This is a genomic window from Campylobacter concisus (assembly GCF_003048985.1).
GTDB classification, from domain to species: domain Bacteria; phylum Campylobacterota; class Campylobacteria; order Campylobacterales; family Campylobacteraceae; genus Campylobacter_A; species Campylobacter_A concisus_AY.
Genome location: NZ_PIRS01000008.1, coordinates 72,135 through 92,173, shown reverse-complemented (window position 1 = coordinate 92,173; position 20,039 = coordinate 72,135). Strand labels below are relative to the sequence as shown.

At 41.4% G+C, this 20,039-nt stretch carries 19 protein-coding genes; 8 read left to right on the top strand and 11 right to left on the bottom strand.

Translation table 11 applies throughout. The annotated features are described in order from the left end of the window. Window positions 1–43: 43 nt before the first annotated feature. The 4 genes from CVS91_RS06745 to CVS91_RS06730 all read left to right on the top strand — a co-directional run bounded on the left by CVS91_RS06745 (window position 44) and on the right by CVS91_RS06730 (window position 3,312). Window positions 44–1,099, top strand: a complete 1,056-nt coding sequence (locus tag CVS91_RS06745; RefSeq protein WP_107831169.1) for an ABC transporter substrate-binding protein — start codon at window positions 44–46, stop codon at window positions 1,097–1,099. Window positions 1,100–1,102: 3 nt separating this feature from the next. Then, a complete protein-coding gene (locus CVS91_RS06740) occupies window positions 1,103–2,110 on the top strand; it encodes a FecCD family ABC transporter permease (protein WP_021084752.1) in 1,008 nt (335 codons plus the stop codon). Beyond that, window positions 2,110–2,883, top strand: coding sequence for an ABC transporter ATP-binding protein (locus tag CVS91_RS06735; protein ID WP_012001386.1), 774 nt, complete (start codon window positions 2,110–2,112; stop codon window positions 2,881–2,883). The genes CVS91_RS06740 and CVS91_RS06735 overlap by 1 nt, the downstream gene beginning before the upstream one ends. A gap of 111 nt (window positions 2,884–2,994) precedes the next feature. Further along, window positions 2,995–3,312 (top strand): hypothetical protein, encoded by a 318-nt coding sequence (locus tag CVS91_RS06730; RefSeq protein ID WP_035142411.1) that lies wholly within the window; start codon window positions 2,995–2,997, stop codon window positions 3,310–3,312. 303 nt (window positions 3,313–3,615) lie between these two features. Here the strand turns inward: CVS91_RS06730 and recG are convergent, their stop codons facing one another. Genes recG through CVS91_RS06715 form a run of 3 tightly spaced genes read right to left on the bottom strand, consistent with a single transcriptional unit; the run spans window position 3,616 to window position 7,702 of the window. Next, window positions 3,616–5,436, bottom strand: coding sequence for an ATP-dependent DNA helicase RecG (gene recG, locus CVS91_RS06725; RefSeq protein WP_107831167.1), 1,821 nt, complete (start codon window positions 5,434–5,436; stop codon window positions 3,616–3,618). After that, a complete protein-coding gene (locus CVS91_RS06720) occupies window positions 5,426–6,655 on the bottom strand; it encodes a M16 family metallopeptidase (protein ID WP_103572930.1) in 1,230 nt (409 codons plus the stop codon). The genes recG and CVS91_RS06720 overlap by 11 nt, the downstream gene beginning before the upstream one ends. Then, entirely contained in the window at window positions 6,656–7,702 is a 1,047-nt protein-coding gene (locus CVS91_RS06715; protein WP_103572929.1) for a dehypoxanthine futalosine cyclase, read from the bottom strand. Between the two features lie 132 nt (window positions 7,703–7,834). Here CVS91_RS06715 and CVS91_RS06710 point away from each other — a divergent pair, with 132 nt between their 5' ends. After that, window positions 7,835–8,047: a hypothetical protein gene (locus CVS91_RS06710; RefSeq protein ID WP_103572928.1), complete on the top strand. Its 213-nt coding sequence runs from the start codon at window positions 7,835–7,837 to the stop codon at window positions 8,045–8,047. Between the two features lie 20 nt (window positions 8,048–8,067). Here the strand turns inward: CVS91_RS06710 and CVS91_RS06705 are convergent, their stop codons facing one another. After that, window positions 8,068–8,460, bottom strand: a complete 393-nt coding sequence (locus tag CVS91_RS06705; RefSeq protein WP_107831165.1) for an NfeD family protein — start codon at window positions 8,458–8,460, stop codon at window positions 8,068–8,070. Further along, a complete protein-coding gene (locus CVS91_RS06700) occupies window positions 8,457–9,371 on the bottom strand; it encodes an SPFH domain-containing protein (protein ID WP_009294606.1) in 915 nt (304 codons plus the stop codon). Before CVS91_RS06700 ends, CVS91_RS06705 begins: the two co-directional genes overlap by 4 nt. Before the next feature lie 80 nt (window positions 9,372–9,451). Here CVS91_RS06700 and CVS91_RS06695 point away from each other — a divergent pair, with 80 nt between their 5' ends. The 3 genes from CVS91_RS06695 to CVS91_RS06685 are packed head-to-tail and all read left to right on the top strand — an operon-like array spanning window position 9,452 to window position 12,332. Continuing rightward, window positions 9,452–9,880 (top strand): copper resistance protein NlpE, encoded by a 429-nt coding sequence (locus CVS91_RS06695; RefSeq protein WP_107831163.1) that lies wholly within the window; start codon window positions 9,452–9,454, stop codon window positions 9,878–9,880. 48 nt (window positions 9,881–9,928) lie between these two features. Beyond that, window positions 9,929–11,134 (top strand): copper resistance protein NlpE, encoded by a 1,206-nt coding sequence (locus CVS91_RS06690; RefSeq protein ID WP_107831161.1) that lies wholly within the window; start codon window positions 9,929–9,931, stop codon window positions 11,132–11,134. Between the two features lies 1 nt (window position 11,135). Further along, complete coding sequence (locus CVS91_RS06685) at window positions 11,136–12,332, top strand: MFS transporter (RefSeq protein WP_107831159.1); 1,197 nt, start codon at window positions 11,136–11,138, stop codon at window positions 12,330–12,332. Between the two features lie 44 nt (window positions 12,333–12,376). Here the strand turns inward: CVS91_RS06685 and CVS91_RS06680 are convergent, their stop codons facing one another. Genes CVS91_RS06680 through purD form a run of 6 tightly spaced genes read right to left on the bottom strand, consistent with a single transcriptional unit; the run spans window position 12,377 to window position 19,991 of the window. After that, a complete protein-coding gene (locus CVS91_RS06680; RefSeq protein WP_107831157.1) occupies window positions 12,377–13,228 on the bottom strand; it encodes a universal stress protein in 852 nt (283 codons plus the stop codon). Between the two features lie 18 nt (window positions 13,229–13,246). Then, window positions 13,247–15,445 (bottom strand): polyribonucleotide nucleotidyltransferase, encoded by a 2,199-nt coding sequence (locus CVS91_RS06675; RefSeq protein ID WP_009294272.1) that lies wholly within the window; start codon window positions 15,443–15,445, stop codon window positions 13,247–13,249. After that, window positions 15,435–16,133: a sodium:proton antiporter gene (locus tag CVS91_RS06670; protein ID WP_002941705.1), complete on the bottom strand. Its 699-nt coding sequence runs from the start codon at window positions 16,131–16,133 to the stop codon at window positions 15,435–15,437. The genes CVS91_RS06675 and CVS91_RS06670 overlap by 11 nt, the downstream gene beginning before the upstream one ends. Before the next feature lie 12 nt (window positions 16,134–16,145). Then, on the bottom strand, window positions 16,146–18,308 hold the full coding sequence (locus CVS91_RS06665; RefSeq protein ID WP_107831155.1) for an LPS-assembly protein LptD: 2,163 nt from the start codon (window positions 18,306–18,308) through the stop codon (window positions 16,146–16,148). Further along, window positions 18,301–18,750 carry an RDD family protein gene (locus tag CVS91_RS06660; RefSeq protein ID WP_107831153.1) on the bottom strand — a complete coding sequence of 150 codons (450 nt, stop codon included), beginning with the start codon at window positions 18,748–18,750 and terminating at the stop codon, window positions 18,301–18,303. Before CVS91_RS06660 ends, CVS91_RS06665 begins: the two co-directional genes overlap by 8 nt. After that, window positions 18,747–19,991: a phosphoribosylamine--glycine ligase gene (purD, locus tag CVS91_RS06655; protein ID WP_107831151.1), complete on the bottom strand. Its 1,245-nt coding sequence runs from the start codon at window positions 19,989–19,991 to the stop codon at window positions 18,747–18,749. The genes CVS91_RS06660 and purD overlap by 4 nt, the downstream gene beginning before the upstream one ends. Window positions 19,992–20,039: the final 48 nt, after the last annotated feature.

The following is a 20,039-nucleotide window of genomic DNA, read 5'->3' as shown; positions in this document are numbered from 1 at the left end:
TAACATATCAATCAAACTATTTCACACGAAAAAAGGAAAAAATATGCAAATGAATTTCATGCACAAAGTGGCTAAAATAGGCCTTGTTGCTTCACTTTTTGCAGCTCTTAGCCTAAGCGCAGCTGAGTCTGCAAGAAGTATCACCGATATGCAAGGCGTCAAAGTAAGCGTGCCTGAGAAGGTTGAGAAGATCGCTGCATTATGGAATGCAAACAACGAGATCATCCTAGCACTTGGCGGTATGGATAAGGTTGTAGCCACAACTGATCTAATCAAAACCAACAAGTGGTTTGAGCACGTCTATCCAAAACTTAAAAATTTACCAGCTGCACTAAACGGCAAAGACCTTCAGATCGAAGAGCTTGTTAAGCTTGCCCCTGATGTTATCATAGTTTTTAACAAAAACTATCAAGATGAACTTACCAAAAACGGCTTTAGTGCTGTAAATTTGATCTTTAGAGACTATCCAGATATGGAGAAAAGCATCTACGCAACAGCTGAAGTCATAGGCACTGATGACGCTAGAAAAAAAGCTGAAAAACTTGCTAATAAAATCCATGATAACTCTGAGTTTGTAACAGCAAGAACAAAAAACATCCCTGACGCTAAACGTCCAAAAGTACTTCACTTGCTTGGCGGAGCGAATTTGCTAAAAGTTGATGGCACAAACACTATCCAAAACACTTGGATCAAGCTAGGTGGCGGTGTAAATGCTATCAATACTGAGGGCTCAATGATCGAAGTTAGCGCAGAAGAGATCATCAATGCAAATCCTGATATCATCATCGTTGGCGGCAATGACACAGACGCACAGATCAAAAAGATAAAAGAGCACCCTGCATTCTCTGGCTCAAACGCTGTTAAAAACGGCAAAATTTACGGCAACCCAAAAGGTGTATTTAGCTGGGATAGATATGGCGCTGAAAACGTGCTTCAAATTTTATGGGCAGCAAAGACTATCCAACCAGATCTATTTAAAGATATCGATATAAAAGCAAAAACAAAAGAGTTTTATAAAGAGTTCTTAAATCACGATCTTAGCGATACAGAGTACGGCTATATCTTAAAAGGTCTAAATCCAGACGGTAGCAGCAAGTAAGATATGAAAAACGCAAATTTTTCAATAGTTGTTATCTTTTTAGCCCTGCTAACGCTTCTATGCGCCTTTGTTGCACTTGGCGTTGGTAGATTTTACATACCTTTTAACGACGTCTTTAGCGTGCTGGCTCACAGCTTTGGTTTTGGAGATGGCGCAGCTAGCAACATCACAAACGTGATAGAAAATTTACGCATCCCACGCATCATCGCAGCTATCCTTGTAGGAGCCGCTCTTAGCGTGAGTGGTGCGGCCTATCAAGGCGTCTTTAAAAACCAGCTAGTTAGCCCTGATCTTCTAGGCGTTTCAGCGGGCGCTTGCGTGGGAGCAGCCACTGCTATCATCTTTGATCTATCGCTATTTTGGGTGCAGGCTTTTGCCTTTGGCTTTGGCCTAGCAGCCGTTGCTATCACGCTAGCCATACCAAAGATGATGGGACGCACGAGCACGCTTATGCTGGTTCTTTCTGGTATCATCGTAAGTGGCCTTATGGGCTCAGTGATCGGCTTTTTAAAGTATGTCGCTGACCCTGAGACGAAGCTGCCTGACATTGTTTATTGGCAGCTTGGTAGTCTTGCAAAGCTTGATAGTGACAACTTAAAATACATAGCCCCAGTGATGATCATCTGCGCCATTTTGCTTATCGCCATGAGCTGGCGTATAAATTTACTCTCTCTTGGTGACGAGAGTGCGGCAAGACTTGGCGTAAATGTCTCATTTGAGCGCGCTGTCATCATCATCTGCGCTACGCTTCTTACAGCGTGCAGCGTCTGCATAAGCGGCATAGTCGCTTGGGTGGGACTTCTCATGCCTCACTTAGCGCGCATGCTAGTTGGCGCAAATAACATAAAAAGCATGCCTGCAAGCATATTTATGGGTGCGATATTTTTACTATTTGTCGATACTCTAGCACGCAGCATAAGCGTGAGCGAAGTGCCTCTTGGCGTGCTTACTGGCTTTATCGGCACGGTATTTTTCGTCTGGGTTTTATGGCGAAATAAAAAGGTTGCATGATGCTTGAAGTTAGAAATTTAAACTTTAGCTACCCAAATGGGGCTGGCAAACTAGAAAATGTAAATTTAAAGATAGGCGCTGGAGAAATTTTAACCATTCTTGGTCGAAATGGAGCTGGCAAATCAACAACTCTTGGGCTAATAAGCGGCTCGCTAAAGCCAGTTTCAGGAGAGATCTTTCTTGATGGCAAAAACGTAGATAGCCTAAGCAACAAAGAGCGTGCTAAGATCATGGCGTATGTCGCTCAAAGCGAGGTTACTGAGTATGACTACACCGGACTTGAGTTTATAACTATGGGTCGCGCGGCGCACCTTGGCATCTTTGCAAGACCTAGCAAAGAGGATGAAGAGATCGCTAGAATTTACACCAAAAAGCTTGAGATCGAGTATCTTGAAGATCGCTTCATCACGCAGATGAGTGGCGGTCAAAAGCAGATGTGTATGATCGCTCGTGCGATGGCTGCGCAGCCAAAGATGATCATATTTGACGAGCCAACAAGCGCGCTTGATTTTGGCAACCAGTATAAATTCCTACGCACCGTCAAGTGGCTAAAAGAGCTTGGCTACTCGGTCGTGCTAACCACTCACAACCCTGACTTTGCCGTGCTTCTTGGCGGATATGTCGCTCTTGTAAAGGGTGATGGCGAGGTTGGATTTGGCACGGTTGATGAGATCATTAGAAGTGAGAATTTAAGCAAGCTTTACGGACTAAATTTAAACGTGAGCTATATCGACGAAGTAAAAAGAAACTGCTGCCTCACTTATCCACTATAAATTTATCTGCTCTTAAATTTTTAAGGGCAGATAGTCGTTTTATCTAAAAATTTCTACTTAAATTTACTAATCATAAATGCTAAAATGCAAAATAAATTTAAAGGAAAAACAATGGCTTACCCACTACTAGGCACAAAGATCGTGATCGATGAAGAAAAGGTTTTAAGGGAGAAAAAATATAAGCTAGATGTGATCTATGAATATTTAGACCAACTTGCCAAGCAGTGCGACTTGATCAAGATTGACAAAAATACTTTTCACGCAAAGGGTAATGAAAATGACTTGGCAAATTTGGGTCTGTTTATGTGTAGATATGCGGTAGAGAACGAATGGCTGACAAAGAATATCAAAGAGTGGATTTGCATTAGCGAGCGAAGTGGCGAAGAAGACATGGTAGCAAGGTTTAAAAGAGAGAATATAGGAGTTTAGGAGTGAGCGATAAAAAGGATAAATTTATCCCACCATATCAAATTTCATATAAATTTTAAAAAGAGCCTGCGAAAGATTAAATTTTGCTAGGCAAGGTAAATTTAGATATGGCAGTTCTAAACCGATTTGTTAGCAACCTTTTTATTAATAGCAATATCGAAAAAGACAAAAAGCAAGATCAGTTTTGGCAAGGGATTAAAATTTAACCGCATAAAACTAACAGCCTTGCCATAAATTTGACGCAAATTTATATCCTCCTAGCCAAAAGCAATCATCTACCTAAATTTAACACAACCCACAAGATCAAATTTGAGCGTTATTTTTAAATTCCGCCACTCTCGCCTTTGCAGCCTGCGTGATATCATCCTCGTAGTCGTAGAAGTTAAAGGTCGCTCCGTGCTGAAAAAAGCCATTTAGTATATCGCCGCTCTGGCGGTTTTTCAGATCAAGCTCGGCCACCTTAAAGCCGTCATTTGTTGCGCAAAATTCCTTTAGCCTTGCAGGCGCCTCTTTTAGCTTGGTAAATAAAAAGCAGTATCCATCGCCGCCATTTCGCCCCACTCTACCGCGCAGCTGATGAAGCGTGGCAAGCCCCAGCCTCTCAGCGCCCACGATCACTATCGTATTTAGCCTTGGCAGTGAGATGCCGACCTCAACAACCGTCGTTGAGAGCAAAATTTCGCCCTCTTCTCTAAACTGCCTTAAAATTTCCTCTTTTTCTTTGTCTTTGCCGTGCGTGACAAAGACATTTTTGAAATTCTTTAGCCAAAAGCCCTGAGCCTCACTTAGACTTTGGTAGTTTGAGCTCTCGCTACTCTCAACTAGTGGATAGATGATGGCTACTTGAAAGCCGCCCACAAGCTGTTTTTTGATGTGTGCGAGCAGATAGCCAAACTCGCTAGCACCTAAAATTTGGCTCATTATATTTTTCTTAAACGGCATCTGCTTTAAAAAGCTAAAATTTACGATCTCAGACTGGATCAAACTAAGCGTCCTAGGTATTGGCGTAGCTGAAAACTGCACGAAATTTGCTCGCTCATCCTCGTTTGAGGCAAGCTCTTCTATCTTTTTGCGCTGATTTGAGCCAAATCGGTGCTGCTCATCGACCATGACAAGCGGCGAATTTGGTAACTCATGAAAAAGTAGCGCATGCGTGCCAACGATCAAATTTACCCCGCTAAAGTCTATCTTTTTCTCCCCGCTTCGCACGAGCATCACATTCATAAAAGCGGGCAGCAGCCTCTTTGCTTCGTTATAAATTTGCTCGCTTAAGATGCTTGTTGGCGCCATCAAAATGGCACTTTGCGGATAGACGCTAAGAGCGGCTGCTAGGATAACAAGCGTCTTGCCACTTCCCACATCGCCCATTATGACGCGCCTTTTTGCCTGCACAGCGCTAAGGTCGTCTCTGATATCATTTATCGCATTTAGCTGATCATTTGTCGGCGTAAATGGCAGGCTCTTAAGCCAAGAGTTTATGTCAAAAAGCTTGATTTTAGGGCTTTTAAAGTATGTTTTTTTCGCACTTAGCTTCTTTATGTAGTTAAAAATCTCTACAAATTTTAAAATTTGCACGCCCTCATTATCATTTTTTAGGCGGTATAAAATTTGCACGCTTTGCTCGTCTAGCCGCTGCAAATCAGCTAGAAATTTAGCCTCTTTTTCATTTAAGCCCTCTGTTAATAAATTTTCTAAATTTATATATTTTAAGATGATTTTTTTTAGCTCTTCATCTTTTAGCTCGGTCTTAAATTTAGGCACGATCTGGCCTATTTTTGTGGTGATTTTTGGATTTACGATCTGCCAAGAGCCAAAGGCGTAGGAGCAAAGCCCATATATCGCCATCTCTTTGCCAACCTTAAAAGCGCCGTAGTGCCATGACTTTGCGTTAAAAATGACGATCTTCACGCTACTTTGCCACTGCTCGCAAAAGGCAAGTGCTGTTAGCATACCAGGGCGCGAGGCGAGCGAGGTGATCTTTACATTTATGCAGACCTGCCCTTCTCTTGGGCTCTTAGCGATCGTCGTATCCTCAAAGCCCTTTGGCAGCACTAGAGCAAGGTCGAGCAGGCTAAGCACGCCTATTTTTAGAAGTTTTGCTCTGTCGCTTGCTTCAAATTTCATTTTTTAAGACGCAAAAACTTAGCTCGTTTATCTCTGCGTGGGCTTTTATGAAGCTATTTAGCTCGTTTAGCGAAAGGGCTGAAATTTTATCAAGGTCCTTTAAAAATGCCCCAAGCTCGCCATGCTCATAAAACTCGCCTTGCGCGATGTCAAGTCGCTTAAATAGCGTCTCAAGTCTAAGCGGCAACGAGCCAAGTAAAAATTTCTTCGCCTGCTCAAGCTCGGCTTTACTAACGCCTTTTTTACTAAATTTTAAAATTTCCTCTTTTATAACGGCGATCGCCTCGTCTTTTTTCTCATTTTTTGTCTGCATGTAGCCGTAAAGCTGGCTGTAAGAGAGATTTAGTAAATTTCTAGCGTAAGCGCTGTATGCAAGCCCTCTTTTCACGCGGATCTCCTCCATGAGCCTCGAGCCAAAGCCACCCTCGCCTAAAATAAATGTCGCCACTGCGGCCTTGTATTTCTCTTCAGGTTTTACATCAAATGGCGCGCCAAAGTAGATGTATGCCTGCTCGCTTTGCCTGATGATCTCGCTACTTTCGCACTTGTTACTTGGGCTAAAGCGCTCTAGCTTTCGCACCTTGCCAGGTTTTAGGATTTCTAAAACGTTAGCCAGCTCTTTTGTCTGCTTCTCGTCGATGTCGCCACCAAGCACGCAGAGCAAATTTGAAAGGTCTAAATGCTCGTTTAAAAATTTCCTCACATCTTCAAGCGTGATCGCTTTTACGCTCTTTTTAGTGCCGATACTTGGTTGTGCAAGCACGCTTTTTGGGTATAAAATCTCAAAAAGCCCTTGCCTTGCCACGTAGTCAAAGTCGTTTTCATTTGCTGCGATCTCGCCAAGAGTGACGGTTTTGCACCTATTTAGGATCTCATCTGTTAAATTTGGAGCGAGTAGTAGCTCTTTTAGCTTGCCGCACGCAAAGGCAAAGTGCTCTTTTAGGCAGTTTAGATCGATGCAAAATGTCTCAAAGCCGCAGCTTGCATTTAGGCTAATTGCCCTTACCTCAAGCTCTTTGGCAAATTTAGCCGAGCCTAGCTTCATATCGCCCTCATTTAGTAAATTTGCACTAAGTCTTGCAAGGCCTGCTAGCTTGCCGTTTTGCGAGCTACCAGCTGCTTTGAAAACTAGTTTTAGGCTCACTACTGGCATCGCTTTTGAGTTTTCAAAAACGACTGGAATTTTTATATTTTTTACATTGATATCTAAAATTTTCATCTAAAATTTCTCCAAAATATCGTAGTTTGTGTTACGCTTAGCTGGAATTTCTCCAACATCTTTTATAAGCTCGATCATCTGGTCTTGATTCATCCTAAAGCTAGCACCTGCGGCCTTTACGACGTTTTCTTCCATCATCGTGCTACCAAGGTCATTTGCGCCAAAAAGAAGCGCTAGCTGGCCTACGTAGCTGCCCTGCGTGACCCAGCTGCTTTGGATATTTTTAAAGTTATCCAAAAAGAGCCTTGAAACCGCAAGTAGTCTTAGGTAGACGTTTGAGCTTTGCTTTTTGATCTCTGGAAACTCTTGCATGAGCTTTGTATTTAGCCCCTGAAAGCTCCAAAGTATAAATGCTCTAAATCCAGCCGTTTCATCTTGTAAATTTCTGATGTGCTCCCAGTGCTCGACGATCTCGCGAGTGCTCTCAACCGTGCCAAACATCATCGTCGCAGTCGTCTTCATGCCAAGCTCGTGCGCCTCTTTGTGTATGCGAAGCCAGTCTGCAGTGTCGCATTTTTTTGGCGCAATGATGTCACGCACTCTATCACTTAAAATTTCCGCTCCAGCCCCTGGCATCGAGTATAAGCCCTTTTGGTTTAGACGTCTTAAGACCTCTTTTGTAGAAATTTTTGAAACTCTTGCGATATAGTCGATCTCAACGGCTGAGAAGCCATGTATCGTGATGCTTGGATAGTGCTTGCTGATGTAGCCCACTAGCTCCTCGTACCACTCGATCTTTAGCTTTGGATGAACGCCACCTTGAAATAAAATTTGCGTGCCGCCAATGGCGATTAGCTCCTCGATCTTCTTGCCAATCTCCTCAAAACTTAGCACATAAGCGTCTTCCTCTTTTGCGTGGCGGTAAAATGCGCAGAATTTACAATCCACCCAGCAGACATTTGTATAGTTGATGTTGCGATCTACGATGAAGGTCGTAATGCCCTCTGGACGAAGCTCTTTTTTTCTAGCTAACGCCATCTTGCCAAGCTCGTAAAGCGGTGCATTTTCTATAAGATCGATGGCTTCATTTACACTAAGTCTTTTCAAATTTAACCTTTTATTTTGCTTATTTTTGGGCGAAAGTTTAGCCAAAAATGCTTTTAAATATGATAAATCAGGCGTTATGAAAAATTAATTTTTAAAGGCTAAAATGTGAGAAATTCTTTAAAGGAGAGAGTTATGAAAAAGGTGATATTTGCCGTTATCTGCGGATTATTTTTAGTTGGTTGTGCTAAAAATGAGCTAAAGCCAGCTGAGCCACAAGGTACAAGTTGCGGATGTGCTCATCATCAAAAAATGATGCAAGAAAATATGCCAAGCTGCCCTCATCACGGCATGCAAGGGGCGATGCATGGGCAAATGCCAGCAGGCTGCCCAGCCCACGCAAAATAGATAAAGTGCCAAATGGCACTTTATTTTAATATAACCTTGTCGCCTTTAGTGCCTAAAACCTGCACTTTCTCGCCGTTTTTTAGCGCTCCTTCATACTTCCAAAGAGTGCCTTTAAAATAGACCATATTTTCTCTGATCTCGCCAACTCCAGGCTCATCTAAAAACTCCTCGTTAAAGCTCTCTTTTTTAGTCATAAATTTGCTCTTTAACGGCGCCTTTAAGAGCGCAAGCAAGATAAATGCAAGCACTAAGACAGCTAAAATTTGAAAGCTCCACTCAAAACTAAAGCCAAAATTTAACGCTCCAACGATGATAAAAGCTAAGCCAAAAAATAGCAGATAAAATGAAAATAGCATAAGCTCAGCCACGCACAAGAGCGCACCGATGGCTATCATTATAAATGGACTTATCACGCCTTATCCTTAGCTAAGAAATTCTTTAAAACGCTAAGCGAGCCAATTAGCTCAGTCGCCTCGTAAGGGACTAAAATTTTATCTTTTGAGCTATTTTTAGCTAGCTCGCTAAATGCCCCGACCCTATCACGAGCAAGCAGAAATTCAGCCGCATTTGCGTTTTTGCTCATGCTGTCATTTATCATATCCATAGCCTCTTTTTGAGCCGTTGCAATGGCGATTTGCTCGTATTTTTTCGCATCAGCCATACGCTCTATCGCCTCTGCTTGAAGCACTTTTTCTTGCTTTAGCGCCTCTGCGTTGCGGATTAGTGCCTCTTTTTCAGCCAAGGCTTTTAGCTCGATCGCGCGCTTTTCACGCTCTGCCTTCATCTGCATATTCATCGCCTCTTCGATGCCAAGTGGGACAGAAATTTCAGAAATTTCCACACGCATGATCTTTACGCCCCAGTTGCCAGCAGCGTCGCCAAGAGCCACTTGAAGTGCGGCATTTAGGCGGTCACGAGAGCTTAGCGTATCATCAAGGTTCATCGCGCCTATCTCGCCACGAAGCGTTGTCATGGCTAAATTTGCAATGGCGCGCTTGTAGTTATCTACGTTATAAACCGCCATTTTTGCGTCAAATACCTTTAAAAAGACGATGCCATCGACGCTAATATTAACATTATCTTTTGTGATGACTTGCTGTTTTGTGATATCAACAAGCTGCTCTTTTATAGTTATGATCGCCCTTATCTGATCGACAAATGGGATGATAATGTGAAATCCTCCGTCAAGCACCTTGTGAAATTTACCAAGTCGCTCGATCAGCAGGTTATCTGCTTGCGATACGATCTTGATGCCAGCTTTTAAAAACAAAAATGCAAAAATAACCAAAACAACGACTAAAACGCCAAATGTCTCAACTTGCATCTTCTCTCCTTTAATTTATAATTTGTTATTTTCTTAAGTATTATAATACATTTTAAATTTTATTTTCAAAAAGGATCAGCATGAAAAATTTTATCTTTGCACTAAGTGCGGCTCTACTTTTAGCAGGTTGCGCTGCGTCAAACCAAAGCACGAGCGTCCCACAAGGCAAATGTGAAGTAAAAGGTAGCTGCATGGCCCCAGTAAGCAGCATTGAAGGCACTTACAAGGCGTTTTTACCTTGCGCTAGCTGCATGGGCATAGACTCAACTCTTACGCTTAAAAAAGACGGCACATTTGAAAGTGTGATGAACTACAAGTCAAAAGACAACTACAAAGCCGTTAGCAAGGGCAAATACTCTATAAAAAATGGCGTTATCACAACTGTTGATGAGTATAAAGAAAAGAGCTTTTATAAGATCGAGGGAGAGAACCTAAAGATGCTTGACATGGATCAAAAAGAGGTCACTGGCGAGCTAAAAGATAAATACATCTTTAAACGCGTAAAATAAATTTTAAAGGCAAAATGATATAATTTTGCAATTTTTAAGGAGTTGCAAATGAAATATCTTTTTGCCATACTTATCTCATTTTTTATCATTGGCTGCGCTAAAAATGAAAATTTAAAGCCACAAAACCAAAATCAAACACAAAAATCAAAAGAAGAAAAACCACTTCTTAGAGATGAAAAACCCAAAAAAACAGAAAAACTAATACTTTCAAACTCTATCTACACGAGCTACTACACAACCTTGCCATGCTCAAACTGCGAGGGCGTGAAGACCATCTTAACTCTAAATAAAGACAAAACCTACACAAAAACTATGCTTACAATGGATAAGGCTGCTACCTTGGTAGAAAAAGGTGGCACATTTGATGTCGATGAGAGCGCTATCGTGCTAAAAGATGAAAGTGGCGCACTAAGCTACTTTGTGCCAAATAAAAACTCACTTCTTCAGCTTGATGATAAGAAAAATAAACGAGTTGGCGTGCTAGCTCAAATTTATAACTACGAGCCGGTAAATAAGGCATATAAAGATAGTTTTTTTGCTAGATTTTCTAAATTTAAAGACAAAAATGGCTTTTTAGAGCTTGTACTCGTGCCTAGTAAAAATGGCGCAAAGATAAGCTTTTACTCATCGCTAAAAGATGGCTCACCACTTTGTAAATTTAACTCAGAGCTGCTTTATGACAAGGGCATTTTTTACCTTTTAGACGAAAAAGGCGTGGCTTTAAGCGTGCATAAAACCGCTAACGACATCTTCATAATCGCAAACGATAAAATTTGCAAAAACGCTCACATAAGCGGGCACTACAAAAGAGAAAAAGGCAGATCTAGCCTCTTTGGCAAGGGCTTTTTTGCAAAACTTACAAACGAGTCAGCAAATGCTGATGTGATGAAATTTTATGGCGCAAAAAACATAAAAAGAGACAATACAAAAAAAGAAAATAGCTACATCGTCACAAATAAAAACGAGAGAATTTTTGAATACACCTTGCTAAATGGTATCATTACAAGCATTGAAATTTACTCAAATGAGTTTAAAACTCCTGAAAACATCAGCCTAAAATCAAATTTCAAAGATATAAAAAACGCCCTTGTTATCTCTAAATTTCAAAGCGATGCAAACAATATCTATCTAAAAATAGACAGCCACGATATGCTTATAAAGCTTAAAAATCCGCTCGCACAAGAGATAACAAGCTTAAGCCAGATCCCAGACGAGGCGCAAATAGAACAGATAACTCTGATGTGGAACCAGTAGCTTGAAAGAGTATCTTAAGCTTTTAAAGGACGAGAGAAATTTCCGCCTTTTAAGCACCATCCAGCTCATGTGCTACTTTGGTGTGTGGTTCTCGCACACTGGCATCTTTACGCTACTTATCTCGCTTGACGCTCCTGTTTGGGCACTTACACTAAGTGCGGCAATGGCGTTTATCCCAGGCGTTGTCATCGCTCCATTTAGTGGTATTTTGGTTGATAAATTTAGCCCAAAACCGATGCTTGTTATCATGATGGCGGTTGAGACCATAAGCGTTTTTATGCTGCTTTTTATAAATTCGCTTGATTATCTATGGCTGCTTTTGCTTATCATTTTTATTAGAAACGGCGTTGGCGGGATGTATTTTCAAGTAGAGATGAGCGTGCTGCCAAAAATTCTAAGCAAAGAGAGCCTAAAGCTTGCAAACGAGATCCACTCGATCATCTGGGCGGTCTCATACACCGCTGGCATGGGGCTTGCAGGCGTTTATATACACTTTTTTGGCATCAAAAGTGCCTTTTTGCTTGACGGAGCTCTTTATCTTTGCAGTTTTGGCTTTTTATATCTTTTAAAGCTAGACGAGCTAAAGCCAGAATTTATAGAAAAACCTCTAAAAATGCTAAAAAATGGGCTTAAATATTTAAAAGAAAATAGGCTCATCGTGCATCTTATATTTTTGCATGCCTTTGTTGGCATCACAGCTTATGACGCATTGATCGCGCTTTTGGCTGACTATAGATACGCAAATTTACTCTCAACCTCGCTGGTTATTGGCCTGCTAAACGCCTCAAGGTCGATCTCACTGATGTTTGCACCGGCCATGCTTAGTAAATTTATGAACAAAAAAACGCTCATCTACATCTACATCGGTCAAGGGCTTGGCATCATCATCTGGGCACTCTCTTTGCGAAATTTTTATCTCTCGCTAATTGGCATCGTCTTTGCAGGCTTTTGCACGTCAAGCCTTTGGAGCTACACCTACACACTGCTTCAGCAAAACTGCCAAAAAGAGTTTTACGGCAGAGTGATCGCGTATAACGATATGATTTTTCTTGGATTTAGCGCGCTTATCTCATTTGCGATCGGCTTTTTATACGAGCTTGGACTAAGCGTGGAGATGATAGCAGCCTTCATGGGAAGCCTCTTTTTCGTTGGAGCCTTTTACTATCACGTAGTTTCAAAAAAGTATGAGATAAAATAGAAATTTAAAAATCAGTATTAGATCGCGGACTAAGCCGCAATCCATTATAGATAAACTGGGATATTTGTATGTTCTAAGAAAAATCTTGATGTTCCGCCAAGGACCATCTCCATTAGTCCGTTTTCGCCGTATCTGCTGGCTACGATAAGGTCCGCATTTCTATCATTTGCAGCTTTTAAAAGTGCCTCGCCAGGTATAGTTGTAGTTGCTATAACTTCAAAGCTAGCACTGATATTATGAACCTTAAAGTACTCTTCAAGCTTTTTAAGATTTAGCTCGGCGTTATCGCCAAGGCTTGCTTTTGAAGTGATGCACTGAACCTTTTTGGCGTTCTTTAAAAGATCGATCGCACCAGTTAGGGCTCTTGAGCTTTGAGTTGTTCCTGTCCAGCTTACAAGGATGTTATCAGCTTTAAAATCACGCATCTTTCTAGGGATAACGATCGCATTTTTGCCACTTTTTAAAACAGCTGACTCAAATGTGCCAGTGATCTTGCCATCAAGTGGCACTGCAGCTACGACTAGATCGCAAAATTTACTCTCTTGCTCAACTATGACGCTTCTTTTTCCATTATGGATCGTGAAATTTGCAGTGCAGACATCTTCGATGACCTCGTCGCTCACCTTTATGCCTAGCTCGGCGCAAATTTTATTAAAAAGCTTTTCGTTCTCTTCGTGCTCAACCGCAAGCTCAGACTTGGCTGATTTTAAAAATTCCTCAAAAAGCACTCCACCACGAAGCGTCATTTTCATATTATAAACCACGCTTGGATCTAGTTGGCAAGTAAGTATCTCCATGTGAGCTTTAAACCATTGTGCAACCTTTAAAGCACCGTAAATTCTTGGCTCGATATCGTCCCCTGCTCCTATTGGAAAAAGCAACTTTTTGTATTTCATCATCTATCCTTTAAAAATTTATTCAACCAAAGAGAGCGAAATTTTGTTTCCTTTTTGCTCGCTCACACACACTTTTACCTGATCGCCTACGTTTAATGGGCTCTTTATCTTTGAGATGTGAAGCAGACCATCAACACCGTCTTTTAACTCGATAAATACTCCAAAATCAACCACGCTTTTTACGCTTCCAACAAACTCATCTCCGATATTAAATGTCGGTTTTACACGGTCCTTGTCGTGTTTAAACGGCTTTTTGCCAAATGAGCGAGAGTTCTCTTTTGAAGTGATAGAGATGATGTAGTCTTTTGCTGCATCGACGTTTTTCTTAGCGCCGCCTGCGATTTTAACCTCGCCTTTTTCTCTATCAAGGTCTATCGAAACTTCAAATTTCTCAATGATCTCTTTTATAGTCTTGCCAGCTTGACCGATGATATCTACGATCTTGCTTGGATCAACGTTAAATAGCTCAAGTTTTGGCAATACATCTTCGTTTATCTCTATATTTTTATCAGCCTGTGTCATTAGAGCAAGGATGTGCTCTCTGCCGCGTTTTGCTTGATAAAGCGCCTCTTTTAGCACTTCTAGGCTGATGCCTCCAAGCTTGATGTCCATCTGAAGTGCTGTGATGCCGTCACTTGTGCCAGCAACTTTAAAGTCCATATCGCCGTCGTGGTCTTCAAGACCCATGATATCGGTTAAAACAGCGTGTTTCTCGCCCTCAAATATAAGACCCATCGCAACACCAGCGACTAGTTTTTGGGTATTGACCCCAGCAGCTCTAAGCGCGAGCGAACCACCGCAAACACTAGCCATAGAGCTTGAGCCGTTGCTCTCTAAAATTTCTGAAACGACCCTTATCGTATATGGAGATGCTAGATCGATGCTTGGTGCAAGGGCACGTTTGGCTAAATTTCCATGTCCAAGCTCACGTCTGCCTGGAGCTTTAAGTGGGCTTGCTTCACCGACGCTAAAGCCTGGGAAGTTGTAGTTAAACATAAATTTCTCAACCAAAGGAGCTTTTTCAGTTAGGATATCATACATCTGAGCATCACTATCTGTGCCAAGAGTGGCGACAACTAGCGCCTGAGTTTGACCTCTTGTAAAGAGGCATGATCCGTGAGCATTTGGAAGGACATTTGTCTCGATGCTAATAGGCCTAACCTCTTCAAGTCCGCGTCCGTCGGCTCTAACGCCCTCGTTTATGATCTGCTCTCTTACTATTTTCTTTTTATATTTACCAAGGACATTTGAGATGACAGCCTCGTCCCAGCCCTCTTTTTGAGCTACCTCATCGCTTGAAATTTGCTTAGCGATCTTGCCAAGCTCGCTTGCACGCTCGCTCTTTGCCATTTGGTTGATCGCGTTTTTAACCTCTGCTTTATAAAATTTATCGATATAAATAGCTATATTTTCGTTTTCTATCTCTGGTTTTAGCTCAAGTGCGGCATCCTCTTTTTTATGCTCTTTAAACGCCTCTTCGTAAGCGCTGCTAGCTCTTAGTATAGCCTTGCCAGCAAAGTCGATCGCCTCAACCATCTTATCTTCGCTAAATTCATTCATCACTTGCTTTTGCGCCATGCTATCGCTTAGGCTAGGATCTATCATCGGCTCGATCGCTACCATCGGTATGAGCTGCGTAGTTTGCTGAGGCAAGCTTCTCATCTCGATCATTAAAAGCTCATCTTTTGTGCCAGCAACATAAAGATCGATCGCGCTTTGTTTTAGCTCAGAGTTGCTTGGATTGATAACAAATTTATCATCTATATAGCCAACTCTTACACCACAAACTGGGCGATTTACAGGGATGTCGCTAAGGTAAAGTGCAACTGAAGCCGCATTTAGGCTCACAACTTGTAAATCAACCTCAGGATCAGCTGAAAGCACCATGACAACGATCTGTGTTGGGTATGCGTAGCCTTTTGGGAAAAGTGGGCGAAGTGATCTATCAATGATGCGAGCTGTTAGCGTCTCAAAGTCGCCTGGTTTGGTCTCGCGCTTGACGTAACCGCCTGGTATTTTGCCAGCAGCGTAAGCTTTTTCGATGTATTGCACGGTTAGAGGCAAAAAGTCCTCTTCAACTTGCACATCTTCTCTTGCCACAGTTGCTAAAACTACGGTGTTTTTCACCCTTAAAAGCACTGCCCCACTAGCTTGTTTAGCTACTTTATTAAGGTCAAAAATTTCGACCTGATTATTGACTTCTATACTATATTGCATTATTTTTATCTCCTTGTTGTTTTTGTAACGGTAAATAGTGAGGGCTCTCTTCTAATATCGACATGATGCGCTCGCTCGTAGCCTCGATCTTTTTCTCGTAATACGAATCCACATCGATAAAATCAACGATCTTGTTTATCGTGTAAATTTCATCAACCATATCATTTAAATTTGCAAAGACATCAGTGGCTATCATCGGCGTTGCGTATGAGATGGATTTTACCTTCACATCAAGCAGCGTCTTTATGCAAATGAGTGCCGTCATGCCAGTCTCACACCCCTCATCGATCAGTAAAATATTCTTGCCCTTTAGCTCTCCTATCAAATTTCCTTTTCTGTATTTATAGACATTTTTTAAAATTTTCTCTTCATATTTTCTATGCGCTTCGCCGTAGATGTAGTCATAGCTTATATTAAAAGCTTTTATGAGAGGATCGTTTAGCACGATATCCTCAGTTTCGCTAACTATCGCTACGTCGCATTCGCTGTTGTTTGGCGCAGGGATTGGCTCGCTAAAGAGCATCTCATAGCTCAAATTTAGCCCCCTGCAAACCACATCAGTCAGGATAACTGACTCAAGCGACATGCAAAGAACTATCGTCTTAGCGTCATTTAGCTCTTTTTTTGGCAAGATCTCGATGAGCTTGTTAGCTGCATCTAGTTGATCTTTAAATTTAACGCTTGCCATTATCTAGCCATCTTATTTGCTACTTGATGAAGTGGTGCTGCTTTGTGAAAAGTCATAGTGCAAGCCGCCCATCGGATAGAAATTTATAGTAAAGTAGATGCCGCTTTTCTTAGTTGAGGCTGAGCCATTTGTCGTTGTTGTTGGCTCGACATCGTGTTGATAAATTAGCCCGTAGTTCCAGCACTTTCTTTGATGAAGCACGCCAACTCTCCAGCTCTTTGTGTAGCTTCTCTCAAGATCGTATTGCCAGCCGCCAATTAAGCTATATTGATGCGGGAGCTTCACGCCAGCGCTACTGGTAAAGTAGCTATCTTTTGTTGCACTATTTTTAGCCTTGCTGTCGCTCTTTTTCATCGTATGGAGCATATTTATCCAAAATAGATCGTGCGTATAGTAAAGTCCGTTTTGCACCTTTTTAAGTTCTCTATCTTTGTGCGAGTACTCAAGCTTGTTATAAACGCTAAAATTCTCAAACGGATATAGGTAGATGGCATTTTTTAAATTTGAATACTCATCATCTTTTGTGTAGTAACCTTGTGAGATGCTGTGTTTGACAACCTTTCTGCCGCTGCCGTTAAAGAAATACTGCGTCAAATAGCCAGAAACTTCCTCTTTGCTCTGATCTTGAGCTAAGAAATTTTCATACTCATTTAGATCTTTGTCATAGATAAACTCGTCGTCTAAATTTCCTTTTCTGTAGCCTGGTAGCAAATATTCAGCACCAAAATTTAAAGTGTGATAAAAGCTCTCATACGCCTTTGCAAGGTCTGTGTGAAGAGCAAATTTATGGTAGTTATTTACAAAATTTGCGTGCTTATCTTCTCTTTTGTCATCAAATGAATTTATCTTGTTTTCGTAGTTTATCCTTGAAGCGTAAAGGTACTCATAAAATGAAAACGTTAGGCTATCATCAAATAGTGGCACATGCACTGAAGCTGGCAGCGTAAATTCATACTGAGTTGCTCTAACTCCTATCTTTCTATCATATCTATGCGATTGAAGATCGATTGAATATAAGATATTTGGCAAGACTATGTCGTCTGTAAATTTATGATACTGAAGCGATGGAAGCTCTTGAAGCGTATCTTTGTTTTCGTTCTTTGAGCCGATCTTTTCGGTATCTATGTAGTATTTCGCATAGGCACCAAAGTAGTGATCGTCATTTGCTATGAAGTAGTTAAATTTAGAGGTGACAAGCGAGTCATAGTCATCATCTCTGCCCTTTAAATTTAGATAGTCTATATCATTTAGCTTGGTTGCATCTATCCACATGCCCTCTTGCAGATCAGCCTCGCTAAGGTATTTTATGAGTTTATCTCTTTCATATTTTAGCCCGACACCTTTGTGAGTTTTGTTTTTTAGCTCAGCTCTGTTTGAAGTCTCGCTTTTTTGCTTGGCTCGGTAGCTGTTTTTATCAGTAAATGAACCAAAGCTGATCTCACCTCTTGAATCAGGCGAATCAGTAAATCTAAAAGCACCGTAAATTCCAGCGCCCCTGTTTGTCCTTATCTGCGGATCAAACTCCAGATCCCACTGGTTATAAGGAGCAAAATAGACTGGCTGCTTATAGTAAAAGCCCTCTGACTTGCCATATCCAAGCTCTGGTGGCAAAAGTCCTGTCCTTCTTGTAGTATCAGTTGAGAAGCCAAAGTATGGCAGGTAAAAGACTGGTACGTTTGCTATGCGAAAGACTGGGTTAAAAAGATGCAAAAATTTACTCTGTTTGTTTAGCATGGCTGAGCTTGAGGTGATGCTCCAGTCAGGGTCTTGGACGTTGCAGCTTGAAACCATCGCCTTTTTAACTCTGTAGTATTCGCTATCTGAGCTGCTCTCATCGCTTCTCATCCACACTTCCATGTCTTTGTTCATCATAAAGAGTGACTCAAAGGCAGCGTTGTTGTTTTTTAAATTTAGCTTAGCGTAGTTTGAGCGAGAAACCTCATCTTTGCCCTTCATCATATTGACATTGCCAAAGAGCTCAATGACTGAGTTGTTTTGATCATAAACAGCACAATCAGCCGTCACAAGATACTCTTGCGAATATACAACGACGTTTTTATTTGCCGTTACGATGCCCTTATCTTGCTTCACATCATCAGCTAATAGCTGCACATCTTGCACTGCTGCACTTAAACTAAAAACACAAACCGGAATTAAAAATAAAATTTTACGCATTTATCACCACTGTTTTTGCTATTTTGTCTTGCCAAGTCTGCCTTGCAGGGTTTGAAAGTGCCCACGCAAAGCCAAGATAAAAACAAGCTTCACTAACTATCCTAAATATCGCCCTAACAAGACTTTGAGTTAAATTTGGCTTATCTAAAATTTCTACATTTATACACATCGTCTTTGTTATCATCTGCCCGGGGCTTGCGCCATAATACCAAACGAAAAATGTGTGATAGATGACTTTTAGCAAGTTGATCTGCCAAAATAAATTTAATACCAAATTTCTAGTATCATCAAAGTTAGTGCTAGTAGAAAGAGGCTCCCAATAGATGATCATAAAAAGAAACGAAACTATGATCTCATCGATAGAAAACGCCATGATCCTCTTAGCAAAAGGAGCAAGTGAAATTTCTTCGTTTTGAAGCTTCTCTTCTATCTGCATACTCATTTTAGAGCCTGCCACGCGATATCTTTTCTATAGTGTGCTCCGTCAAATTTGACATTTTTGCAAAGCCCATAGGCCTTATCACGCGCCTCTTTTATGCTCTTTGCAGTCGCCACGCAGACTAGCACTCTACCGCCATCTGCGTAAATTTCATCGCCCTCTTTGCTCACGCCTGCGTAAGCTATATGGGCATCTTTTACGTCATTTAAAACTGAAATTTTAGCCTTTGGGCTGCTTTTATAAGGATAGTTTTTGCTAGACATTACGACGCCAACAGCAAATTCATCTTTTAAGCTGATAGGCTTTAGCTCACCCTTTGCAGCATTTAGTAAAATTTCACTCAAATTTCCGTCAATTAATGGCATCAAAACCTCGCACTCAGGATCGCCAAATCTCACGTTAAACTCAAGCACATAAGGCTCATTTTTCACGATCATCAGCCCCACAAAAAGCACTCCACAAAACGGACTGCCCTCGTTTTTCATCCCTTTTAACGTAGGTTTTACCACCTCTTCTTCGACCCTTTTTACTAACTCTTTTGAAGCAAGCGGACTTGGAGCATAAGCGCCCATACCACCAGTATTTGGACCCTCGTCGTTATCAAGTAGGCGTTTATGGTCTTGCGCCACTGGCAAGCTTACGAAATTTTCGCCGTCACAAATGGCAAAAAAGCTAAGCTCAAAGCCGTCTAAAAACTCTTCAACCACCACAAATTTGCCAGCATCACCAAAGCTAGCCCCACTTAGCATGTCGCTAACTGCCTCTTTGGCTTCTTCTTTGGAATTTGCGATGATCACGCCTTTTCCAGCGCAAAGCCCGTCAGCCTTTACGACCATCGGAGCGCTTAGGGTATCAATAAATTTAAATGCTTTTTCTTTGTCGTCTGTGTTTAAATATTTTGCAGTTTTTATGTTATTTCTAGCTAAAAAGTCCTTCATATAGGCCTTGCTAGCCTCAAGTCTAGCAGCTGCTTTGCTTGGTCCAAAGATGAGCAAACCCTCTTTTTTAAATATATCCACCACGCCTTCGCTAAGAGGCGCTTCAGGTCCTACGATAGTTAGCTCGATACTATTTTTTTTGGCAAAATTTGCTAGCTCGTGAAAGTCTTTTATGTTTAAATTCTCACCAAGGCGTGAGGTCGCACCATTTCCATGCGCAAAGTATAAATTTATATTTTTTTCGCTTTTTAGTTTTAGAGCAATGGCGTATTCGCGGCCACCACTTCCTATTATGAGAATGTTCATATTATCTCCGTAAATTTAAAAACCCAAGTGGGCGTCGCATAGAAGAGT

What these genes read in the sequence shown, in the direction of transcription:
- CVS91_RS06745 (WP_107831169.1), top strand. Translation starts at nt 44, where the DNA reads ATGCAAATGAATTTCATGCACAAAGTGGCTAAAATAGGCCTTGTTGCT.
- CVS91_RS06740 (WP_021084752.1), top strand. Translation starts at nt 1,103, where the DNA reads ATGAAAAACGCAAATTTTTCAATAGTTGTTATCTTTTTAGCCCTGCTA.
- CVS91_RS06735 (WP_012001386.1), top strand. Translation starts at nt 2,110, where the DNA reads ATGCTTGAAGTTAGAAATTTAAACTTTAGCTACCCAAATGGGGCTGGC.
- CVS91_RS06730 (WP_035142411.1), top strand. Translation starts at nt 2,995, where the DNA reads ATGGCTTACCCACTACTAGGCACAAAGATCGTGATCGATGAAGAAAAG.
- recG (WP_107831167.1), bottom strand. Translation starts at nt 5,436, where the DNA reads ATGAAATTTGAAGCAAGCGACAGAGCAAAACTTCTAAAAATAGGCGTG.
- CVS91_RS06720 (WP_103572930.1), bottom strand. Translation starts at nt 6,655, where the DNA reads ATGAAAATTTTAGATATCAATGTAAAAAATATAAAAATTCCAGTCGTT.
- CVS91_RS06710 (WP_103572928.1), top strand. Translation starts at nt 7,835, where the DNA reads ATGAAAAAGGTGATATTTGCCGTTATCTGCGGATTATTTTTAGTTGGT.
- CVS91_RS06700 (WP_009294606.1), bottom strand. Translation starts at nt 9,371, where the DNA reads ATGCAAGTTGAGACATTTGGCGTTTTAGTCGTTGTTTTGGTTATTTTT.
- CVS91_RS06695 (WP_107831163.1), top strand. Translation starts at nt 9,452, where the DNA reads ATGAAAAATTTTATCTTTGCACTAAGTGCGGCTCTACTTTTAGCAGGT.
- CVS91_RS06690 (WP_107831161.1), top strand. Translation starts at nt 9,929, where the DNA reads ATGAAATATCTTTTTGCCATACTTATCTCATTTTTTATCATTGGCTGC.
- CVS91_RS06680 (WP_107831157.1), bottom strand. Translation starts at nt 13,228, where the DNA reads ATGAAATACAAAAAGTTGCTTTTTCCAATAGGAGCAGGGGACGATATC.
- CVS91_RS06675 (WP_009294272.1), bottom strand. Translation starts at nt 15,445, where the DNA reads ATGCAATATAGTATAGAAGTCAATAATCAGGTCGAAATTTTTGACCTT.
- CVS91_RS06670 (WP_002941705.1), bottom strand. Translation starts at nt 16,133, where the DNA reads ATGGCAAGCGTTAAATTTAAAGATCAACTAGATGCAGCTAACAAGCTC.
- CVS91_RS06665 (WP_107831155.1), bottom strand. Translation starts at nt 18,308, where the DNA reads ATGCGTAAAATTTTATTTTTAATTCCGGTTTGTGTTTTTAGTTTAAGT.
- CVS91_RS06660 (WP_107831153.1), bottom strand. Translation starts at nt 18,750, where the DNA reads ATGAGTATGCAGATAGAAGAGAAGCTTCAAAACGAAGAAATTTCACTT.
- purD (WP_107831151.1), bottom strand. Translation starts at nt 19,991, where the DNA reads ATGAACATTCTCATAATAGGAAGTGGTGGCCGCGAATACGCCATTGCT.